This window comes from Streptomyces cucumeris, assembly GCF_024295805.1.
Lineage (GTDB): Bacteria > Actinomycetota > Actinomycetes > Streptomycetales > Streptomycetaceae > Streptomyces > Streptomyces cucumeris.
The window spans coordinates 1-18,347 of sequence record NZ_JANCLX010000007.1; the positions used below are offsets into that span (position 1 = coordinate 1).

The 18,347-nt window shown below is 72.1% G+C and carries 21 protein-coding genes and 1 pseudogene; 13 read left to right on the forward strand and 9 right to left on the reverse strand.

Translation table 11 applies throughout. The features are described from left to right. The 3 genes and pseudogenes from NMK44_RS12470 to NMK44_RS12480 all read right to left on the reverse strand — a co-directional run. Positions 1 to 115, reverse strand: a pseudogene (locus NMK44_RS12470) (electron transfer flavoprotein subunit beta); the annotation flags it as partial. 200 nt (positions 116 to 315) lie between these two features. After that, on the reverse strand, positions 316 to 888 hold the full coding sequence (locus NMK44_RS12475) for a flavin reductase family protein (protein ID WP_254741770.1): 573 nt from the start codon (positions 886 to 888) through the stop codon (positions 316 to 318). Positions 889 to 1,084: 196 nt separating this feature from the next. After that, the gene (locus NMK44_RS12480) at positions 1,085 to 1,411 is read right to left on the reverse strand and encodes a TlpA family protein disulfide reductase (protein ID WP_254741772.1); all 327 of its coding nucleotides are present in this window, start codon (positions 1,409 to 1,411) and stop codon (positions 1,085 to 1,087) included. A 219-nt stretch (positions 1,412 to 1,630) separates the two neighbouring features. Between NMK44_RS12480 and NMK44_RS12485 the strand changes: the two genes are divergently transcribed. Continuing rightward, complete coding sequence (locus NMK44_RS12485) at positions 1,631 to 2,362, forward strand: lysophospholipid acyltransferase family protein (RefSeq protein ID WP_254741774.1); 732 nt, start codon at positions 1,631 to 1,633, stop codon at positions 2,360 to 2,362. Between the two features lie 193 nt (positions 2,363 to 2,555). On the opposite strand, the gene NMK44_RS12490 is transcribed toward NMK44_RS12485, so the two are convergent. From NMK44_RS12490 to NMK44_RS12500, 3 genes are read right to left on the reverse strand one after another with little or no spacing between them, the layout of a single operon-like run. After that, positions 2,556 to 3,620, reverse strand: a complete 1,065-nt coding sequence (locus tag NMK44_RS12490) for a threonine aldolase family protein (RefSeq protein ID WP_254741776.1) — start codon at positions 3,618 to 3,620, stop codon at positions 2,556 to 2,558. After that, complete coding sequence (locus NMK44_RS12495; protein WP_254741778.1) at positions 3,617 to 4,402, reverse strand: SDR family NAD(P)-dependent oxidoreductase; 786 nt, start codon at positions 4,400 to 4,402, stop codon at positions 3,617 to 3,619. The genes NMK44_RS12490 and NMK44_RS12495 overlap by 4 nt, the downstream gene beginning before the upstream one ends. A gap of 59 nt (positions 4,403 to 4,461) precedes the next feature. Further along, positions 4,462 to 5,859, reverse strand: coding sequence for a DUF6421 family protein (locus tag NMK44_RS12500; RefSeq protein ID WP_254741780.1), 1,398 nt, complete (start codon positions 5,857 to 5,859; stop codon positions 4,462 to 4,464). 252 nt (positions 5,860 to 6,111) lie between these two features. Here NMK44_RS12500 and NMK44_RS12505 point away from each other — a divergent pair, with 252 nt between their 5' ends. Together NMK44_RS12505 and NMK44_RS12510 are read left to right on the forward strand one after the other, a co-directional pair. Continuing rightward, positions 6,112 to 6,795, forward strand: a complete 684-nt coding sequence (locus tag NMK44_RS12505) for a glycerophosphodiester phosphodiesterase (protein ID WP_254741782.1) — start codon at positions 6,112 to 6,114, stop codon at positions 6,793 to 6,795. Between the two features lie 51 nt (positions 6,796 to 6,846). Further along, positions 6,847 to 7,233 carry a VOC family protein gene (locus NMK44_RS12510; protein ID WP_254741784.1) on the forward strand — a complete coding sequence of 129 codons (387 nt, stop codon included), beginning with the start codon at positions 6,847 to 6,849 and terminating at the stop codon, positions 7,231 to 7,233. Between the two features lie 57 nt (positions 7,234 to 7,290). Here the strand turns inward: NMK44_RS12510 and NMK44_RS12515 are convergent, their stop codons facing one another. Both NMK44_RS12515 and NMK44_RS12520 read right to left on the reverse strand, forming a co-directional pair. Next, positions 7,291 to 7,710 (reverse strand): PPOX class F420-dependent oxidoreductase, encoded by a 420-nt coding sequence (locus tag NMK44_RS12515; RefSeq protein WP_254741786.1) that lies wholly within the window; start codon positions 7,708 to 7,710, stop codon positions 7,291 to 7,293. Positions 7,711 to 7,780: 70 nt separating this feature from the next. Continuing rightward, a complete protein-coding gene (locus tag NMK44_RS12520; protein WP_254741788.1) occupies positions 7,781 to 8,044 on the reverse strand; it encodes a hypothetical protein in 264 nt (87 codons plus the stop codon). A gap of 192 nt (positions 8,045 to 8,236) precedes the next feature. On the opposite strand from NMK44_RS12520, the gene NMK44_RS12525 reads away from it, so the two are divergent. The 10 genes from NMK44_RS12525 (at position 8,237) to NMK44_RS12570 (ending at position 16,901) form a co-directional block, all read left to right on the forward strand. Beyond that, positions 8,237 to 8,830, forward strand: a complete 594-nt coding sequence (locus NMK44_RS12525) for a DUF5134 domain-containing protein (RefSeq protein ID WP_254741790.1) — start codon at positions 8,237 to 8,239, stop codon at positions 8,828 to 8,830. Between the two features lie 95 nt (positions 8,831 to 8,925). After that, the gene (locus NMK44_RS12530) at positions 8,926 to 9,861 is read left to right on the forward strand and encodes a M56 family metallopeptidase (RefSeq protein ID WP_254741792.1); all 936 of its coding nucleotides are present in this window, start codon (positions 8,926 to 8,928) and stop codon (positions 9,859 to 9,861) included. Positions 9,862 to 10,019: 158 nt separating this feature from the next. After that, positions 10,020 to 10,703, forward strand: a complete 684-nt coding sequence (locus NMK44_RS12535) for a phosphatase PAP2 family protein (RefSeq protein ID WP_254741794.1) — start codon at positions 10,020 to 10,022, stop codon at positions 10,701 to 10,703. A gap of 288 nt (positions 10,704 to 10,991) precedes the next feature. Then, on the forward strand, positions 10,992 to 11,345 hold the full coding sequence (locus tag NMK44_RS12540; RefSeq protein ID WP_254741796.1) for an STAS domain-containing protein: 354 nt from the start codon (positions 10,992 to 10,994) through the stop codon (positions 11,343 to 11,345). Between the two features lie 134 nt (positions 11,346 to 11,479). Beyond that, complete coding sequence (locus NMK44_RS12545; protein ID WP_254741798.1) at positions 11,480 to 11,851, forward strand: ATP-binding protein; 372 nt, start codon at positions 11,480 to 11,482, stop codon at positions 11,849 to 11,851. A gap of 384 nt (positions 11,852 to 12,235) precedes the next feature. After that, positions 12,236 to 13,786, forward strand: a complete 1,551-nt coding sequence (locus NMK44_RS12550; RefSeq protein ID WP_254742570.1) for a PP2C family protein-serine/threonine phosphatase — start codon at positions 12,236 to 12,238, stop codon at positions 13,784 to 13,786. A 62-nt stretch (positions 13,787 to 13,848) separates the two neighbouring features. Further along, complete coding sequence (locus NMK44_RS12555) at positions 13,849 to 14,949, forward strand: cobalamin B12-binding domain-containing protein (RefSeq protein WP_254742573.1); 1,101 nt, start codon at positions 13,849 to 13,851, stop codon at positions 14,947 to 14,949. Next, complete coding sequence (locus NMK44_RS12560; RefSeq protein ID WP_254741801.1) at positions 14,946 to 15,338, forward strand: STAS domain-containing protein; 393 nt, start codon at positions 14,946 to 14,948, stop codon at positions 15,336 to 15,338. Before NMK44_RS12555 ends, NMK44_RS12560 begins: the two co-directional genes overlap by 4 nt. A 34-nt stretch (positions 15,339 to 15,372) precedes the next feature. Next, complete coding sequence (locus tag NMK44_RS12565) at positions 15,373 to 16,119, forward strand: HAD family hydrolase (RefSeq protein ID WP_254741804.1); 747 nt, start codon at positions 15,373 to 15,375, stop codon at positions 16,117 to 16,119. A 155-nt stretch (positions 16,120 to 16,274) separates the two neighbouring features. After that, a complete protein-coding gene (locus NMK44_RS12570; RefSeq protein WP_254741807.1) occupies positions 16,275 to 16,901 on the forward strand; it encodes a TetR/AcrR family transcriptional regulator in 627 nt (208 codons plus the stop codon). A gap of 16 nt (positions 16,902 to 16,917) precedes the next feature. On the opposite strand, the gene NMK44_RS12575 is transcribed toward NMK44_RS12570, so the two are convergent. After that, on the reverse strand, positions 16,918 to 18,315 hold the full coding sequence (locus NMK44_RS12575; protein WP_254742575.1) for an LVIVD repeat-containing protein: 1,398 nt from the start codon (positions 18,313 to 18,315) through the stop codon (positions 16,918 to 16,920). Positions 18,316 to 18,347: the final 32 nt, after the last annotated feature.

An 18,347-nucleotide genomic window follows, 5' to 3' on the forward strand; every position in this document is an offset into this window, starting at 1 on the left:
GCTCCGAGAGCAGACCGTCCACATCGTCACGGTCGACAGTCAGGTCCTCGGCGAAATGCCGATCACCGGTGGCGTCGGGCACGTACTTCACACAGACAACGATCCTCAAGCTCACGCCGGCTCTCCTACTGCATCGTCTCTTCCGAGCTGCCTTGTGCTGGCAGCATAGGCGCCTTCGGGGACGGCACCCGTGCGGTTCCCGGTCGGGGCGGCCCTTGCACCGAACGGAATATTACTCGTCAGTACACCCACCGGGTTCCCCGTACGCAACCCGCATGAACTGTGACGTTGCCAACGGAGGATCAGTGGGACGACTCAGTCCCGCAAAGCGTTGAAGCGACCCTGGTGGTACAGCAGCGGACTGCCCGCCCCGGCCGGGTCCCCGGCGGTCACCTCACCGATGACCACATGGTGGTCCCCCGCGGGTATCCGGGCCACCACCCGGCACACCAGCCACGCCAGCACCCCGTCCAGCAGCGGCACTCCCTCCGGGCCGCGGCGCCAGCCGGTGCCGGGGCCGAAGCGGTCCGCACCGCTGCGGGCGAAGGTCGCGGCCAGCTCCCGCTGGTGCTCACCCAGGACGTGCACACCGACGTGGGACGCCTCGGCGATCACCGGCCAGCTCGACGAGGCGGTGCCCACGCCGAACGAGAGCAGCGGGGGCTCGGCGGCGACGGAGGTGAGCGAGGTGGCGGTGAACCCCACGGGGCGCTCACCGTGCGCGGTGATCACGGCCACCCCGGCCGCGTGCCGCCGGAAGGCCGAGCGGAGCAGGGCGGAGGGGTCGAGGGCGCCGGAGGACCCGGAGTGACCGGAGGAGTCGGAGAAGTCGGCGGAGGGGTAGGACGCGGCGAACCGGGGTGAGCCCAGGTCGTGCGTGGCCGTCATGGAGATGCCCTTCTGCGGGAGAGTACGAGCGGGGGGAGCCGTGGGTTCGTCGTCGCTCACCCGCCCGGACAGCGTGCGCTCGCGGTCCGCAGCGGATCCACGTGCACGCGTCCACAGAGAAGGAGTCCAGGCCGCATGGGGTTCACCCTGACGACGCCCGGAGCACAACGTCAAGTGCGGTCCGGGATGGGGGTCGTCACACCGCATCACCCAGAGCGGCGATGACATCGGCCCGGCGGGGCTGCCCGGAGGCGCGGCGGACGATCCGGCCGGAGGCGTCCAGCACCAGCACGGTGGGGGTCCGGTCGATCCCCAGCGCCCGCACCAGCTCCAGCCGCGCTTCGGCGTCCACCTCCAGATGGGTGACCCCGTCCACCATTGCGGCCACCTCGCCCAGCGTCCGCCGGGTGGCCCGGCAGGGCTGGCAGAAGGCGCTGGAGAACTGGACGAGCGTGGCCCGCCGCCCCAGCTCCCCGCCCAGCTCTGCGGCGCTCAGCCGCCCGCTCCGGTCCGTCTCGCGCACCCGTGCGCACTTCCTTCCACCGATCTTCAGCCGTCCTTGGTGCAGCGTTTCCGGGGCCGTGGGGATTCCCGACGTGATGAGGATCTCCCGGGTGGGGGGTGTCCGGCGGTAGCACCATGACCCGACTTCGGGCAGCATCTGGCAGAAGCCGCATACCTACGGCGGCGTAACTTCCGCCGGGAGAGCCCTCCCCGGGAAATTCGACGAAGGGTCCTTCCTATGGCAGAGCTCGTCTACCCGCCGGTCATCGGCGTCGCCCACACCATGTTCAAGGCGCAGGATCTGCGCTTCGACATGAAGGGCACCGAGAATGTCCCGCAGCGGGGCGGCGCGGTTCTGGTCAGCAACCACATCGGCTATCTCGACTTCGTCTTCTGCGGGCTGACCGCCCGTCCGGCGAAGCGGCTGGTGCGGTTCATGGCGAAGGAGTCGGTCTTCCGGCACAAGGTGTCGGGACCGCTGATGCGCGCGATGAAGCACATCCCGGTGGACCGGGCGGCCGGTATGGACGCCTACAAGCACGCGCTGAAGGCGCTGCGCTCCGGAGAGATCATCGGGGTCTTCCCCGAGGCCACCATCTCGCGCTCGTTCACCCTGAAGAACTTCAAGTCGGGCGCGGCGCGGCTGGCCCAGGAGGCGGGCGTCCCGCTGCTGCCGATGGCGCTGTGGGGCACCCAGCGGCTGTGGACCAAGGGCCACAAGCGGGCGCTGGGCCGCAACCACTTCCCGATCACCATGCGGGTGGGCGAGCCGATGGAGGCCGACCCCGCCGAGCCGTCGGACTCCCTGACCGACCGGCTGCGGGGCCGGGTCCAGGAGCTGCTGGAGGCGGCGCAGCGGTCGTATCCGGTGCGTCCGAAGGGTCCGGAGGACACCTGGTGGGTCCCGGCCCACCTCGGCGGTACGGCGCCCACCCCGGCGGAGGCGCTGGCCCTGGACCGGGGCCGCTGAGCGCTCCGCGGCGCATGACATGAAGGGGCGGGGCCGCCCCGCGGGCGCGCCCCCCCGACCCCGCGGGCCGGGGGGGCGCCCCCCATGAGAGCGCGGCCCGGGCCCGGGGGCGGCTGCGCCCCCCGGGGCGATTCAATTGAGGGGGGGGCCCCGCCGGGGGGCCCCGCCCCTTCGACGCGTCGTCCGTTCGGCGCTACGCCTTTCCGAGCTCTTCCTTCAGCGCCGCGAGGAAGCCGTCGACGTCCTCCTCGGTGGTGTCGTAGGAGCACATCCAGCGCACGTCCCCGGCCGCCTCGTCCCAGAAGTAGAAGCGGTAGCGCTTCTGGAGACGTTCGCTGACGTCGTGCGGCAGCCGGGCGAAGACCGCGTTGGCCTGCACCGGGTAGAGGATCTCCACCCCGTCCACCCCGCGGACGCCGTCGGCCAGCCGCCGGGCCATGGCGTTGGCCTGGCGGGCGTTGCGCAGCCACAGGTCGCGGGCGAGCAGCGCCTCGAGCTGGACGGAGACGAACCGCATCTTGGAGGCGAGCTGCATGGACAGCTTGCGCAGATGCTTCATGGCCCGCCCGACGTCCGGGTTGAGCACCACCACGGCCTCGCCGAAGAGCATGCCGTTCTTGGTGCCGCCGAAGGACACGATGTCCACGCCCGCCACATTGGTGAACGAGCGCATCGGCACGTCCAGCGACGCGGCCGCGTTGGATATCCGCGCCCCGTCCAGGTGGACCTTCATCCCCCGCTCATGGGCGTGGTCGCAGATGGCCCGGATCTCGTCCACCGTGTAGACGGTGCCCAGCTCGGTGTTCTGGGCGATCGAGACGACCTGCGGCATCGCCCTGTGCTCATCGTCCCAGCCCCACGCCTGGCGGTCGATGAGGTCGGGGGTGAGCTTGCCGTCCTCGGTGGGCACGGTGAGCAGCTTCAGCCCGCCGACGCGCTCGGGGGCACCGCACTCGTCCACGTTGATATGCGCGGACTCGGCGCAGATGACGGCGCCCCAGCGGTCGGTGAGGGCCTGGAGGGCGACGACATTGGAGCCGGTGCCGTTGAAGACCGGGAACGCCTGGGCGTCGGGACCGAAGTGGCTGCGCATGATGAACTGCAGATGCGCGGTGTAGTCGTCCTCGCCGTAGGCGACCTGGTGGCCCTCGTTGGCGAGGGCCAGCGCGGCGAGGATCTCCGGATGTGCGCCCGCGTAGTTGTCGCTGGCGAATCCGCGTATCTCGGGGTCGTGATGGCGACGGGCGTCGGTCCTCACGGCTTGGGGGTCAGCCACAGACGGGTTCCGTTCACTTCCTGCGCGGGCCGGTCCCAGACTCCGGTGATGGCCTCGGCCAGCTCCTTGACGTCCGTGAAGCCCGCGAACTTCGCGTTGGGGCGTTCCGCGCGCATGGCGTCGTGCACCAGCGCCTTGATCACCAGGATGACAGCGGCGGCGGACGGTCCGCCTTCGCCCCCCAGTTTGCGGAAGGAGTCGCCGAGCGCGAGCGTCCATGCCTCGGCGGCCGCCTTGGCGGCGGCGTATGCGGCGTTCCCGGCGGTGGGCTGGGACGCGCCCGCCGCGCTGATCAGGACATAGCGGCCGTTGCCACTGCGCTGAAGGGCGTCGTGGAAGGCGAGCGAGGTGTGCTGGGCGGTGCGGATCAGCAGGTTGTGCAGGGTGTCCCAGTCGGCGAGCGGGGCGTCGGGGAAGGTCTTGCTGCCGCGCCAGCCACCGACCAGGTGCACCAGACCGTCGATCCGGCCGAACTCCTTCTCGGTGCGGTCGACCCAGGCGCGGGTGGCGTCCAGGTCGAGCAGGTCGACGGTCTCACCGGTGACGGTGGCACCGCCATGGGCGTAGCGCGCCGCGTCGACGGCCTCGGCCAGCCGGGCGGGGTCGGCGTCGGAGGCCACGACGGTCGCTCCGGCCTCGGCGAGCCGGAGCAGGGTGGCGCGGCCCGCTGGGCCCGCCGCCCCCGCCACCGCCACGACCGCGCCATCGAGCGGGCTCGTGTCGCCCGGCTCGTTGGGGGTCGGGCTCGACGTCGGTGTGGTCATGGTCGTTGCCTCCTCGGTCTTCCCTGCCGAATGTCCGTCGGACTGTCCCTCGACGGGGCTCACGCGGCCGTCCGCAGATCGTCGCCCGCCGTGATCCCCTTGGTGGAGGCAACCACGTCACGCAGCTTCTTGGCGAGCGCCTCGTAGAACATGCTGAGCGGAAACTCGTCGGGGAGCACGTCGTCGACCAGCTTGCGCGGCGGCTGGTTCAGGTCCAGGGCGTCGGGACCCTTGGCCCACACCGAGCCGGGGTGCGGTGCCAGGTAGGTGGACACCAGCTCGTACGCCTTGAACCAGTGGACCAGCTTGGGACGGTCGATACCGTCGCGGTAGAGCTTCTCGATCTCGCCGCACAGCTCGTTGGTGACCTGCGAGGCACGGGCCCAGTCGATGTGCAGGGTGTTGTCCGTCCAGCGTACGACGTCGTGCTGGTGGAGGTAGGCGAAGAGCAACTGACCGCCGAGCCCGTCGTAGTTGCGGACGCGGTCGCCGGTGACCGGGAAGCGGAACATCCGGTCGAAGATCACGGCGTACTGGACGTCACGGGCCTGGGAGAAGCCCTCGGCCTCCAGCTTCACGGCCTCCTTGAAGGCGGTGAGGTCACAGCGCAGCTCCTCCAGGCCGTACATCCAGAACGGCTGCCGCTGCTTGATCATGAAGGGGTCGAAGGGCAGGTCACCGTGGCTGTGGGTGCGGTCGTGGACCATGTCCCACAGGGCGAACGCCTCCTGGCAGCGGTCCTGGTCGGCCAGCATCTCCGCGATGTCCTCGGGCAGTTCGATACCGAGGACGCGGACGGCGGCCTGGCTGACCCGGCGGAAGCGGGCGGCCTCGCGGTCGCAGAAGATACCGCCCCAGCTGAAGCGCTCGGGGGCCTCGCGGACGGCGATGGTCTCCGGGAAGAGGACCGCGGAGTTGGTGTCGTAGCCCGAGGTGAAGTCCTCGAAGGCGATACCGATGTAGAGCGGGTTGTCGTAGCGGGTGCGCTCCAGCTCGGCCAGCCAGTCCGGCCAGACCATACGCAGCACGACGGCTTCCAGATTGCGGTCCGGGTTGCCGTTCTGCGTGTACATGGGGAAGACCACCAGGTGCTGGAGGCCGTCGGTGCGCGCCTTGGCGGGCTGGAAGGCGAGCAGCGAGTCCAGGAAGTCCGGCACCTCGAAGCCGCCGTCGGCCCAGCGGCGCAGATCGGCGACCAGCGCACGGTGGTACTCGGCGTTGTGCGGGAGCAGCGGGGCCAGCTCCTCGATCGCCTCGATCACCCGATCGGCGGCGGCCGCCGCGGTGGCGCGGGAGGGGGCGCCCTCCGCGTCGAAGTCGATCGAGCCGTCCTTCGACTGCCAGGGGCGAATCGTTTCGACAGCATCCTTCAACGTCGGCCACGCCGGGTGCTCAACAACACGCTCCGCAGGCAGAACGCCACCGTCCGCTATGGCGGACGAAAGGATTTCCGTCATGACCTCTCCTTCGCCGAAGAAACTATCGTGACGCCACCGTATCTGTGGACGGTTCTCCCACTCAAGGGGCGTTACCGGAAATTATCCGGCGTCACACCCGCGCTGCCGCTGTTTTTCCTGCCCCATCCGGGCCAAGCCATGCCACGGGCGCGCTTCAGCCGCCCTGGGACGGTCGGCCGTTAGGCTGTGCGCCGGTCCGGGCAGCCTGCCTCCACTTAACCCGTCAGCGGCCGACAGAAGAGCGAGACAGCGTTGACTTTTCTCACCATCGGACACCGTGGAGTGATGGGCGTCGAGCCGGAGAACACCCTGCGCTCGTTCGTCCGCGCCGATCACGAGGGTCTGGACGTCATCGAGCTGGACCTGCACCTCAGCAAGGACGGCGCGCTCGTGGTGATGCACGACGCCCAGGTGGACCGGACGACCGACGGCACGGGGCCGATCAGCGACCGCACCCTCGCCGAGCTGCGGGAGCTGGACGCCGGGCAGGGTGAGCGGATCCCGGTCTTCGAGGAGGTCGTGGACGCCGTCCGGGCACCGCTCCAGGCCGAGATCAAGGACGTGGCCGCGGCACGGGCGCTGGCGGAGGTCATGACCCGGCGCGATCTGCTGGGCCGGGTGGACGTCATCTCCTTCCACGACGAGGCCCTGGCGGAGATCCGCACCCTGCTGCCGGAGGCGCGCACCTCCCTGGTCGCCAGCCGCTACGGCCTGGACGTGATCGACCGGGCGCGGACGGTGGGCGCCGGGATGCTGGTGCTCAACCTGCGCAGGCTGACCCTGGAGCTGGTGGAGAAGGCCCACGCCGCCGATCTGAAGGTCATCGGCTGGACCGTGAACACCCCCGACCAGCTCAAGCTGGCCCGCGGCCTCGGCCTCGACGGCGGCACCACCGACTTCCCGGAGATCCGGCGGGCGACGCGCTACACGGCGTGAAACGCTCCGCGCGCCGCCGGAGCCACCGGGCGGCTGCGTAGGGTCACGGGCATGGTGCACGTACTGAGCAGCCGCACACTGCTGCGGCCGACGGACCCCGAGCGCTCCCGGGCGTTCTACGGCGAGGCGCTCGGGCTCGCGGTCTACCGCGAGTTCGGGACCGGCCCCGAGCGGGGCACGGTCTACTTCCTGGGCGGCGGCTTCCTGGAGCTCTCCGGCCGTTCCGAGACGCCGCCCGCGCCCGGTCTCCAGCTATGGCTCCAGGTCGCGGACGCGGCGGCGGCACACGCCGAGCTGGCCGCACGCGGTGTGGAGGTGCTCCGCCCGCCGAAGCAGGAGCCGTGGGGGCTGATCGAGATGTGGATCGCCGATCCCGACGGGGTGCGCATCGCGGTCGTGGAGGTCCCGGCGGACCATCCGCTGCGCCACCGGCCCTGACGCCGGGCACCGCGGTCCGTCCGCGCCCGCGCACCCCGGGCGCGGACGCGCGGCGGATCAGCCTGCCTGGCTGTTCTCCTTCATCTCGCCCCAGCCGTGCCAGCGGTCGATCTCGATCCAGGCGCTGACCCGGTCGCGGTCCCGCCGCGGATAGTCCCGGTCCATGTAGTGCCGGGCCAGCCGGTCGATATCGGCCAGGTCCTTGTCGTCCCGCAGTTCGACGACGCGCCCGATGATGCTCAGGTGGGTGTACCAGTTGCCCTCGTCCAGCACGGTGAGCGTGACCCGGGGATCGGCGCGGATGTGCTGGAGCCGCTTGCGCCCCTCGTCCATGTTGACCAGGATCCGGCCGTCGTCCCACAGGTACCAGGTGGCCGTGGACACCGGCTGGCCATCGGGCCGGAGCGTGGCGATGACGGCCGGGTTGGCCTTCTCCAGCATGGTGACGGCGGCCTCGGGAAGCGGGGGGTTCGACACGGTCTCTCCTCTTCGGTGATCCATGGGCTGCGTGATCACCGTGCCACACCCGGCGGGCGCCGCACCGGTGTCACCCGGGATCCGCCGCACCGCCCTGCCGGCGCCGCCGGAACTCCCCGAGCCATTCGCGCAACTGCGCGTCGTCGTGGAGCGGGCCGCCGTCCGGACCGGCGGGCAGGTCGACCCCGTACAGCAGCTCCAGCGCCCACCGGCTCAACTCGTCCAGGGCGAGCGTGTCATCGGTGACCCACCCGGCGGCCCACCGGTCGGCGGCGTCCCGGCTCAGCCGTCCCTCGACCAGCGCGACCAGGCACACCTCGATCTCCTCATGCATCTCATGCGCCTCAGGTGGCTCATGTGGCTCGTGCGCGGGGCGCCGCGGGGACCGGCCGTTCTCCATGGGCCCGCACCGTAGCGCGTGGGGCGGATGGCCTCGTCGCGCTCCCCCATTGCGCCCGTGCGCTCCCGTAGCCGGGCGCGCGGCGGGGAATCCTGCCGGTACCCCGTCCGTCCCGGGAGGTGTGCCGTGCACGGACCTCCGCTCGTCGGCTGGCTGCTGGTGGCGCTGTGCGCGGCGAGCGGCGCGTATTGCCTGGTGCGGATGCGGGGCGAGCCGCCGGGTGCGGGGCGGCGCGGCGCGGGGGCCGAGGCGCTGATGGGCTGGGGGATGGCGGTGATGGCGGTGCCGTCCGCCGCGCTGGACCCCGGGCCCTGGGGGCCGCCCGCCTTCGCGGTGGTCTTCGGCGTGGCGGCGGTGGGGGCGCTGCCGGCGGCGCGCGGGGGCGCGGAGTGGTCCGGACACCATCTGCACCACGCCATAGGGGCGTTGGCGATGGTCTACACGGCGCTCGCGATGGCGTCGGGCTCCGCGGAGGGTCATCAGCACACCGGTGGTGTGGCGCGGGAGGGGATGGCCACGGGTGTCCCCCTCCTCACCGGAGCGCTGCTCGCCTACTTCGCCGTCTATGTCATGCGCTGCGGGCTGCGGCTGGTGCCGCTGACCGACGGCGGGGCGGACCCGGGAGCGGGCCCGGTCTCCTGGGCGCGGCGGCCCGAGCTGCGGCACGCGTGCAGGCTGTCGATGGCGATCGGGACGTTCACCATGCTGCTCACGCTCTGATCCCTGCGCGATCCATGCGCGCTCCGGCCGTGGTGTGCGTCACTTCGTCCGCGGGACCGTACCCCGGCCGACACCGCGCCCATAGGCTGGCGGCCATGATGGTCCCGCTCGTACTGATGGGCCTGGGCGCACTGGCGGCGGCGATGGCGCCACGCCTGATGTCCCGCTCCGACTGGGTCGACCGCGAACCGGTGCTCGCCCTCTGGGTGTGGCAGTGCGTCGTCGTCGCCGTACTGCTGTGCTGCGCGCTCACCATGGCGCTCACCGCCGCGGCCGCCTCGGAGGCCGTACGCGGGAATGTCTTCGCCCCCGCGCCGCACGGCGTCGTCGAGGCGTACGCGCTCGCCGGTTACGGGGCGTGGGCCGCACCGGTGGCCCTCGCACTGGCCTCCGGAGCCGTGTGGAGCGCGGTGATGCTCACCCGTGAGATCGGCCGCGCCCGCGCCTGGCGCAGGCGGCACCGCGAGGAACTCCTCGTGCGCTCCCCGGTGTTGCCCGGTGAGGAGCCCTCCGGCGAACGCCTCGTCGTCCTCGAGGGCGACAGGCCCGACGCCTGGCTGCTGCCGGGCGCCAGCCCCCAGCTCATCATCACCACCGCGGCGCTGCGCCGCCTCAAGGGCCGCCGTCTCGACGCCGTCATCGCCCATGAGCAGGGCCACGCGCGCGCCCGGCACCACTGGTTGCTGCACTGCTCGGGCGCGCTGGCCGGCGGCTTCCCGCAGGTGCCGGTCTTCGCGGGCTTCCGCGACGAGGTGCACCGGCTGGTGGAGCTGGCCGCGGACGACTCCGCCTCACGCCGCTTCGGCCGGACCACCACCGCACTGGCACTGGTCGAACTCAATGAGGACCGCGGGGTGTTCGGTCCCTGTCCCAGCGGACTCGCCCAGGTGCCACAGCGGGTGGACCGGCTGCTCGCGCCCGCCTCCCGCCTCCCGGTGGGCCGCCGCTGGCGGCTGACGGCCGCGGCGGTGCTGGTACCGGTCGTCCCGCTGCTGGTGACACTGGTTCCGGCCCTGCGGGTGCTGGGCTAGGCCGTATCCACAAGGCGCCGCCGTGCCCGCGACGCCTGGCACCCACGCTCGCCGCGCTGCCGGGATCATCCGTTCCGGACCGGGCGGACGGACAGCGCTCCGTCCGCCGTCGGCACCCTCCTGGCACTCCGCCCCACCCGTCAGCGATCATCGACTGCATGCAGCCGCCGATCCGTCACCCCGCCCGCACCGCGGCCGTGCTCCTCGTGCTCTTCCTGCTCCTGCTCGCGCTGGTCGCCGTGAACTGGGGCCCGCTGGACCGCGCCGACCGGGACATCGTGGTCTCCCTGCACCACTCCGCCGTGACCCATCACGACCGGACCGAGACCGCCCGGGTGCTGTCCGACTGGGTCTGGGACCCCTGGGCGATGCGCGCCCTGCTGGCGGTCATGGTGGGCTGGCTGCTGTGGCGCCGGGAGTGGCCGCTCGCCGGCTGGGTCACGGTGACGGCGACGCTGGGCACCCTGCTCCAGCAGGGGATCAAGGCGGTCGTCGGCCGTGAGCGTCCGCACTGGCCCGATCCGGTGGACTCGGCGCACTTCGCCGCCTTCCCGTCCGGTCACGCGCTCACCGCGACCGTCGCCTGCGGTCTGCTGCTGTGGGTGATGGCGCTGCACGGGGCACGGAACCGGTGGCTGATGCCGGTGGCCGTGACCGCCGCGGTGTCGGTGTTCGGCGTGGGCTGGACCCGGCTGTACCTGGGCGTGCACTGGCCCAGCGATGTACTGGGCGGCTGGCTGCTGGGGGCCGCGCTGGTCTGCGCCGCGATCGCCGCGTATCCGTACCCGGCAGCCCGCGACGGTGAGCGTGCCCCCGCCGACGAGGGGACCGTGCGGTCCTGAGCGGACCGGGCGATCGGGAGACCGTCACGAATGGGACGGGGCGCCGGGGGTAGACGGCCGGGAGTCCGATGACCACCGGCGGGAGGAGAACGGGAGAAGCCGGGAGGAGACGGACGGCGCACGGGGAGGCCCCAGGCCGGTCCCCCGGCCGCCCGTATTCTTGACGGGCCCTCGCAGCGGGGGTACCGGGGACCATCCGCCGTGACGGCGGCCGACGAGAGGCGAGCGCACCATGCAAGGCACGCACCCGTGTGGACCGCAGGCGCAGGTGGGCGCGGGCGTCGCCGTATGACCACGCTCGAAGGACCGGCCGGTGTCTCGCGCTCCGAACGAGCCGGGGACGTCTGGCTGATCTCCCTCTTCGGCGACTTCGACGTCGACACGATCGACAGCGTCAGCCACGCCACCGCCGATGCCCAGCGCCACCACAGCGGACCGGTGGCGTTCGACCTGGGCGCGGTGACCTTCTGCGACTCCTCGCTGCTCAACCATCTGCTGCGCACCGCGGGTGCACAGCGGGTGGTCCTGGTCTCACCGCCCCATGACGTGCTGCGGCTGCTGACCGTCACCGGCACCGAGGGGTATCTGCCGCACTTCCCGGACCTGGCGTCCGCCCAGGCCGCGATCGGCGGCGGCGACTGACCGGGGCCGCATCACCGTCCGGACCGCGGCGCCGGGACACCGCCGCACAGCAGGCATCACGCCGCCGTACCACCGGCGGCCACGGGGAACACGTTGTACCAGCAAGGGTTGTACGAGCAGGGCAGGGAGGCACGATGCTGACGCTGCGATCCGACGAGGTGTCCCTGGCCGACGCCCGGGACCTCGTCGGAGCGTTCCTCGCCGAACACTGCCCGGCCGTGGACGCGGCGGCGGTGCGGACCGTCATCAGTGAGCTGATCACCAACGCGATCCGGCACACCGCGGGCTCGTGGGCGCTGACGGCGACGCTGACCGACGGTGTCTTCAGCGTGGGTGTGCACGACAGCAGCAGCAGTCCGCCCGTTCCGCGCCCCGGGGTACCGGACGGCACCGGTGGCTGGGGGATGCACATCATCAACCGGCTGGCCCGGCAGATGACGGTCACACCGACCGCGCAGGGCAAGACCGTCACCGTCCGGTGGCCGGTCACCGAGGACAGCCGCTGAGCCGTCGTGGCCATGCCCTGCCGCGACGGCCGCTCCCCCGCACCCGTTCCCACGGCGCCCGATAAATACCCCTTTCAAGTGAATCCGGGCCAAACGGCTTCCGGACCCCGGAGACCCGCCGTTTCATGACAGTGACGGCGTCCCGGCGCACCGGGGCCACCGCGCATTGCGCCGTGCGACGTCGGTGAGAGATGGTTGCTCGGAGGAACCATCCCTCCACGGCGCGATGGCACCGTGGACGGTGAGCACCGTCGATCACGACCTGAAGACGCACGAAGAGGTGAGGACCCCGCGGGGGTGAACGTGGCAGCCAACCGATCCCACCCGGGAGACATCGCACCGGGCGCCGGGGTGGACGCGGCGGCGTCCGCCGCGCCGTACCCGATGCTGGTCATCGACGCGGAGGGCCGCGTCACCCGGCACAACGCCGCGGCGTCCGCCGTGCTGCCGGACCTGCGGTCCGGCACGGCGGCGGCCGGGGCCGTCCCCCCGTGGCTCGCCGAGCCCGTGGACGGCGCCGAGGTGCGCGGCCGGATCGGGGAGCGTCTGTTCGCCGCCCACCCCACCGCGCTGGAGGACGGCTCCACCGCCTGGTGGCTGGTGGACGACACCGAATACCGGCTCGCCGTCGACGAGTTGGCGGTGGAGCGCGAGCGGGCCCAGTTCCTCATCGAGGCGTCCAACGCACTGCTGTCCACCCTCAATCCGGAACGGTGCATGGAGGTGGCGGCGCGGCTGGCCGCGAAGCACCTGGCGGACGCCGCCGTGGTCGTGGCCCCCGCGATCGGGCGCCGGCTGCCGATGACGCTGTGCGCCCGCGGCGGGCCGGTGGAGCGCCGTGCGATCGCCGTGGACCCGGAGCGGGTCCCCGGGCTGGAGGAGGCGCTGCGCGGATTCCCGCCGGTGCCCTCCCGCTGGATAGACCCCGGCTCGGCGCCCGAGTGGCTGATGCCCAAAGGTTTCGGCGGGGTCGGCTCGGTGGCCATCACCCCGCTGCCGGGGCACGGCGTTCCGGCGGGCGCGCTGGTGCTGCTGCGCACCAGCAACCACGCGGGGTTCAGTGAGAGCGAGGAGGAGTTCGCCGCGCTGTTCGCCGCGCGGGTGGGCGCGGCCATGTCGGCGGCCCGGCTCTACGCGGAGCAGGCGTCGATCACCGATGTGCTGATGCGCGAGCTGCTGCCGCCCCGGCTGCGCCAGATCGAGGGAGTGGAACTCGCCTCGGGGTACCGCCCCGCGGGGGATTCCGCCCGGGTCGGCGGCGACTTCTACGACATCCATCTCACCGAGGGCGCCGGTACCGCGACCCGCGCGCTGGTGGCGCTGGGGGACGTCTGCGGCAAGGGGCTCGAGGCCGCGGTCATCACGGGCAAGATCCGCAACACCCTGCACGCGCTGCTGCCCATGGCCGACGACCACCACCGGATGCTGTCGATGCTCAACCGGGCGCTCGTCACCTCCGACCACACCCGGTTCGCCACCCTGGTGCTGGCCTCGATCGCGCGGATCGGCCCGCATGTCTGTCTGCAGCTCACCAGCGCCGGTCATCCGGCGCCGCTGATCGTGCGCCGGGACGGCGGTGTGGAGGAGGCGCAGACCTCCGGTTCCCTGGTCGGGGTGCTGCCCGAGGTGCAGTCGGCCACCGCACACACCACGCTGGCCCCGGGTGAGACATGTCTGCTGTTCACCGACGGCATTCCCGAGGCCAAGGGCGGTCCGATGGGCGATGAGCTCTTCGGGGTGGCCCGGCTGAAGCGTGCGCTCGGGGAGTGCGCCGGGATGCCCGCCGAGGCGGTGGTGGAGCGGGTGCAGATGCTCGCCGCCCAGTGGGTGGGCGAGGGCAAGCACGACGATATGGCCCTGATAGCGATCACCGCTCCGCGCGGCACGCATCTGACGGCGGTGGACGGCACCACGGCGGGCAGGTACACCGCATGACGGCCCCCACCGCGACCCCGCCCTCCCCCGAGCGGCCCGCCGACGGCGGGTCCGTCCCGTTCATGCCCGGAGCCCGGGCCGGCGGGGTGCCGCCGGAGCGCACGGAGGAGACCGGGCCCTGGGTGGAGAAGCTGTGGTCGGCCGCCGCGTCCGGCGACGAGTACGCCGCGCTGGACACCGTCCGCTCCGCGCTCGCCTCCGGTCTGGACACCGAGACGGTCCTGCTGGACGTGATCGGCGCGGTGCAGCACCGGGTCGGGGTGGAGTGGGCGGCCAACCGGATGTCGGTGGCCGACGAGCACGCCGCGACCGCCATCAACGACCGCGCCATCGCCTCCCTCCCGCCGCACCGCATCCCCGACCGGGCACACGGCCGGGTGACGGTGGCTTGTGTGGACGGCGAATGGCACGCCCTGCCCGCGCGGTTGCTGGCCGAGGTGCTGCGGCTGCGCGGCTGGCACGTCGACTACCTCGGCGCCCAGGTGCCGTCCCCGCACCTGATCACCCATCTGCACCGCACCGGCGCCGATGTGGTGGCGCTCTCCGGCTCGCTGCCCACCCGGCTGCCCACCGCGCACGCGGCCATCACCGCCTGCCAGGCCGTCGGGGCGTCCGTGATCGTCGGCGGCGCCGCGTTCGGACCGGGCGGACGGTACGCCGGGCGGCTGGGTGTCCAGGGTTGGGCACCGGACGCCCGGTCCGCCGCCGATCTGCTCTCGGCGGGCCTGGCCGCACCGGGTGCGGCCCATCAGGTGACGGACGACCTCCCGCATCTGAGCGACCAGGAGTACACGCTGGTCAAGCGCAGCGCGCGGCAGCTGGTGCGCCACACCTTCAGCGCACTGGCCGAGCGGTTCCCGGCGATGGCCGCCTACGACGAGGAGCAGCGCGAGCGCACCGCCGAAGACCTCGCCCATATCGTCGACTTCCTGTGCGCCGCCCTCTACGTGGACGACGTCGGCCTCTTCACCGGCTTCCTCGCCTGGACCGCCGACATCCTCACCGCCCGCGGGGTGCCCGCCGCCTCGCTGCTGCCCAGTCTCGACCTTCTCGAGGAACAGCTGCGGGACTTCCCCCGCACCCGCGACCTGCTCGCCCACGGACACCGAGCCCTCACCGAAAAGATCGCCGCAGACGGCACCGGCCAGGGAAAACCCGTATGACCCACCCCGACCTCGGTCCCCTCCACCTGCTCACCTCCGCGCCCGCGCCGGGCACCGTGCACATCACGGTGGTCGGCGACCTGGAGTACGACACCGTCGAGGACCTCCTCCTGGAGGTCAGCGACGCCCTGGCACACCATCCCGGGCTGCGCCATCTGCACCTGAACCTGGCCGAGTTGGGCATGTGCGACTCGATGGGCCTCTCGGCGCTGCTCCAGACCCGCCGCTTCACCGGCGGTGTCGGCGCGCGCCTCCACCTCGATCACCGGCCGCCCGCACTCGACCGTCTGCTGGATCTCACCGGAACGCTGGACCACCTCCTCGCGCTCCCCAGCGCCGCGGACCGCACACCCGGCGGCCGGACCGACGCGCTGGACGTACCGGACTAGGGCGTGTCCGGAACCGAGACGACGAGGGGGAACCGTGAGGGAATCGACGAGCGGTGACGGCAGCGGTGGAGCGGCGCGGGGCGCGCTGTTCGACTTCTCGGGGACGCTGTTCCGGATCGAGTCCGCGGAGTCCTGGCTGCGGGCGGCGGTCGAGGCGACCGGGGCGGCCCTGGCCGGAGAGGAGCTGGCGCGCCGCGCGCGGGCCCTGGAGGAGGCCGGGGCGCTGCCGGGCGGCGCACCCGCCGGGGCGGTGCCGGAGGAGCTGGCCGAGGTGTGGGCCGCCCGGGACCGTACCGCGGAGCTGCACCGGGCCGCGTACACGGGGCTGGCGCGACAGGTGCCGCTCCCCCACCCGGAGTTGTACGACGCCCTCTACGCCCGCCATCAGCAACCCGCCGCCTGGCGGCCGTATCCCGACGCGGCCGCGGTCCTGCGCGAGCTGCGGCGGCGCGGCGTACGGATCGCGGTGGTCAGCAACATCGGCTGGGACCTGCGCCCGGTTTTCCGGGCGCACGGTCTGGACCCGCTGGTCGATGCGTACACGCTCTCCTGTGAATACGGCGCGCAGAAGCCCGACCCACGGCTGTTCCTGGCGGCGTGCGACGCCCTGTCCCTGGCCCCGCACGAGACGGTGATGGTGGGGGACGACCGGCGGGCGGACGCCGGTGCGGCGGCCGTGGGGTGCCGGGTGCGGCTGGTGGACCATCTGCCGGTGGAGCGTCGTCCGGACGGTCTGCGCGGGGTGCTTGAGCTGTTCCCGGACCGCGCCGGGACCGGCTGAACGGCACGCCGCGCTGTAGGTGCGAGCCGCCGGTTCGGACGATCCCCCGCGTCGCCCGAACCGGCGGAGACAGTGGGCCGTCCCCCTATGATCGGCGGACAGCCGGGTGCCGCTCTGAGTATATTGGCTCCGAGCCAGCCAACGCAGGAGTAAGCATGTCCCCCCGCAGCGCATCGGTCAATGAGGAGTTGCGCCGCCGTTCCCAGGCACGTCTGCTGGAGGCGACGGTGGACCTGGTCGGCGAGCGCGGGTACGAGGCGACGACACTCGGCGATATCGCCGACCGCGCCGGGGCGGCGCGGGGGCTGGTCTCGTACTACTTCCCCGGTAAGCGGCAGCTCTTCCAGACCGCCGTGCACCGGCTGATGCACACCGAGCTGGCCGCGGCGCTGGAGCGCGAACCGGTCCCGGAGGGCGGGGGAGCCGGCCGGGAGCTGCTGGCGCGGGCGATCGACACCATCCTGGGCCTGGCCCGGGACCGGCCGCGGCTGATGCGGACGCATATGGCGGGGATACTCGCGGCCGAGGGGTTCATCCAGTGCCCCGAACAGCAGCGGCTGGCGGGGCTGTTGCGGGACGTGGTGGTGCGCTACGGCTCCGCGGACCCCGACGGCGACTACCAGCTCCTGCGCGCACTGCTGATGGGCGCGGTGGTGGCGGTGCTGCTGCCGGGCGCGCCGATGCCCCCGGAGAAGCTGCGGGCCGAGCTGTTCCACCGCTACGGACTGGGCTGGGAGCTGGGGTGCCCGCCGGGCGAGGAGCCGCCCGGCGGGCCGGTCTGACGTCCGGGGCGGACCGTCAGCGGTAGTCGGGCTGGGTCTGCACATTGAGCTCGGGCAGCCGGACCTTGCGGGCACTGTCGGTGCGCCGGTCGTCGATCCTGAGCACGTCGAGGCCCTTGGCGATGTCGTTGGAGTAGACGTAGCCGTTGTAGTAGTACGCGGACCAGGCGCCGCCGCCGGTGAGGGTGTCGGCGGAGAGCGGACCGCGCTCGAAGTAGCCGATCTCCCTGGGGCGGGTGGAGTCGGTGAAGTCCCAGATGGACACACCGCCCTGGTACCACGCCTGGACCATGATGTCGCGGCCCTTCGCCGGGATCAGCGAGCCGTTGTGCGCCACGCAGTTCTCGGTGTCGGCCTGGTGGCGCGGGATCTTGTAGTAGGCGCGGAAGACCAGCTTGCGCTTGTCGCCCTTGCCGGTGATGTCGTAGATGCCGTCGGCACCGCGGTCGGGGCCGACCCGGTCATTGCAGGTGGCGGCGCCGCCACCGCCCAGCTCATCGGTGAACACCACCTTGGTGCCGCGTTCGTTGAACGTCGCGGAGTGCCAGAAGGCGAAGTTGACGTTGTCCTCGACCCGGTCGATCACCCGGGGCTTCGCCGGGTCGGAGATGTCCAGGAGGACGCCGTCGCCCATGCACGCGCCCGCCGCCAGCTCCAGGTCGGGGAAGGTGGTCAGGTCATGGCAGCCGGTGGTCTGGGAGACACCGGGGTTGGTGGGACCGCCGGGGTTGCCGCCGTCCGGGAAGAGCACGGGGAAGTCCACCACCGCGGCCTTCTCGGGCGCCTTGCGCGGCACCTTGATCACGGAGATGCCGTCATGCGGCGGCTGGCAGTCGGGGAACGTCGCGCTGGGCGAGTAGGAGGAGACGTAGAGGTAGACGTCGCGCCGTTCGGGCACCAGCGTGTGGGTGTGCGAACCGCAGGCGGTCTCCACCGCGGCCACATACCTGGGGTTCCGCTTGTCGCTGATGTCGAAGACCTTCATGCCCTCCCAGGAGGACTTCTCGGTCGCGGGCTGGGTGGTGCTGGTGCAGGAGTTGTCGCTGCGCGAGGAGTCGGTCGACAGGAAGAGCAGATCGCCGGAGACCGAGACGTCGTTCTGCGAACCGGGGCAGAGCACCTGGCTGACGATCTTCGGGCTCTTCGGACGGCTGATGTCGTAGATGACGAAACCGTCGTAGTTGCCCGCGAAGGCGTAGTGCCCCTGGAAGGCCAGATCGGAGTTGGTGCCCTTGAGGTCCTGTTTGGGGATGTTGGTGAGGTGGCTGACATTGTCGCTGTGGACGACCTCGTCCACCCCGGGGATCTCGCCGTTCTCGATGGCCGCCCGGGTGTCGGCAGCCTGACCCTTCGTCACCCGCTCGGCGCGCGGGCCGTCACCGGGGTCGGGGGTCGCCGCCGCCGGTCCGGCCATCAGCAACGAGGCCACCAGGCCGATGGCCGCGA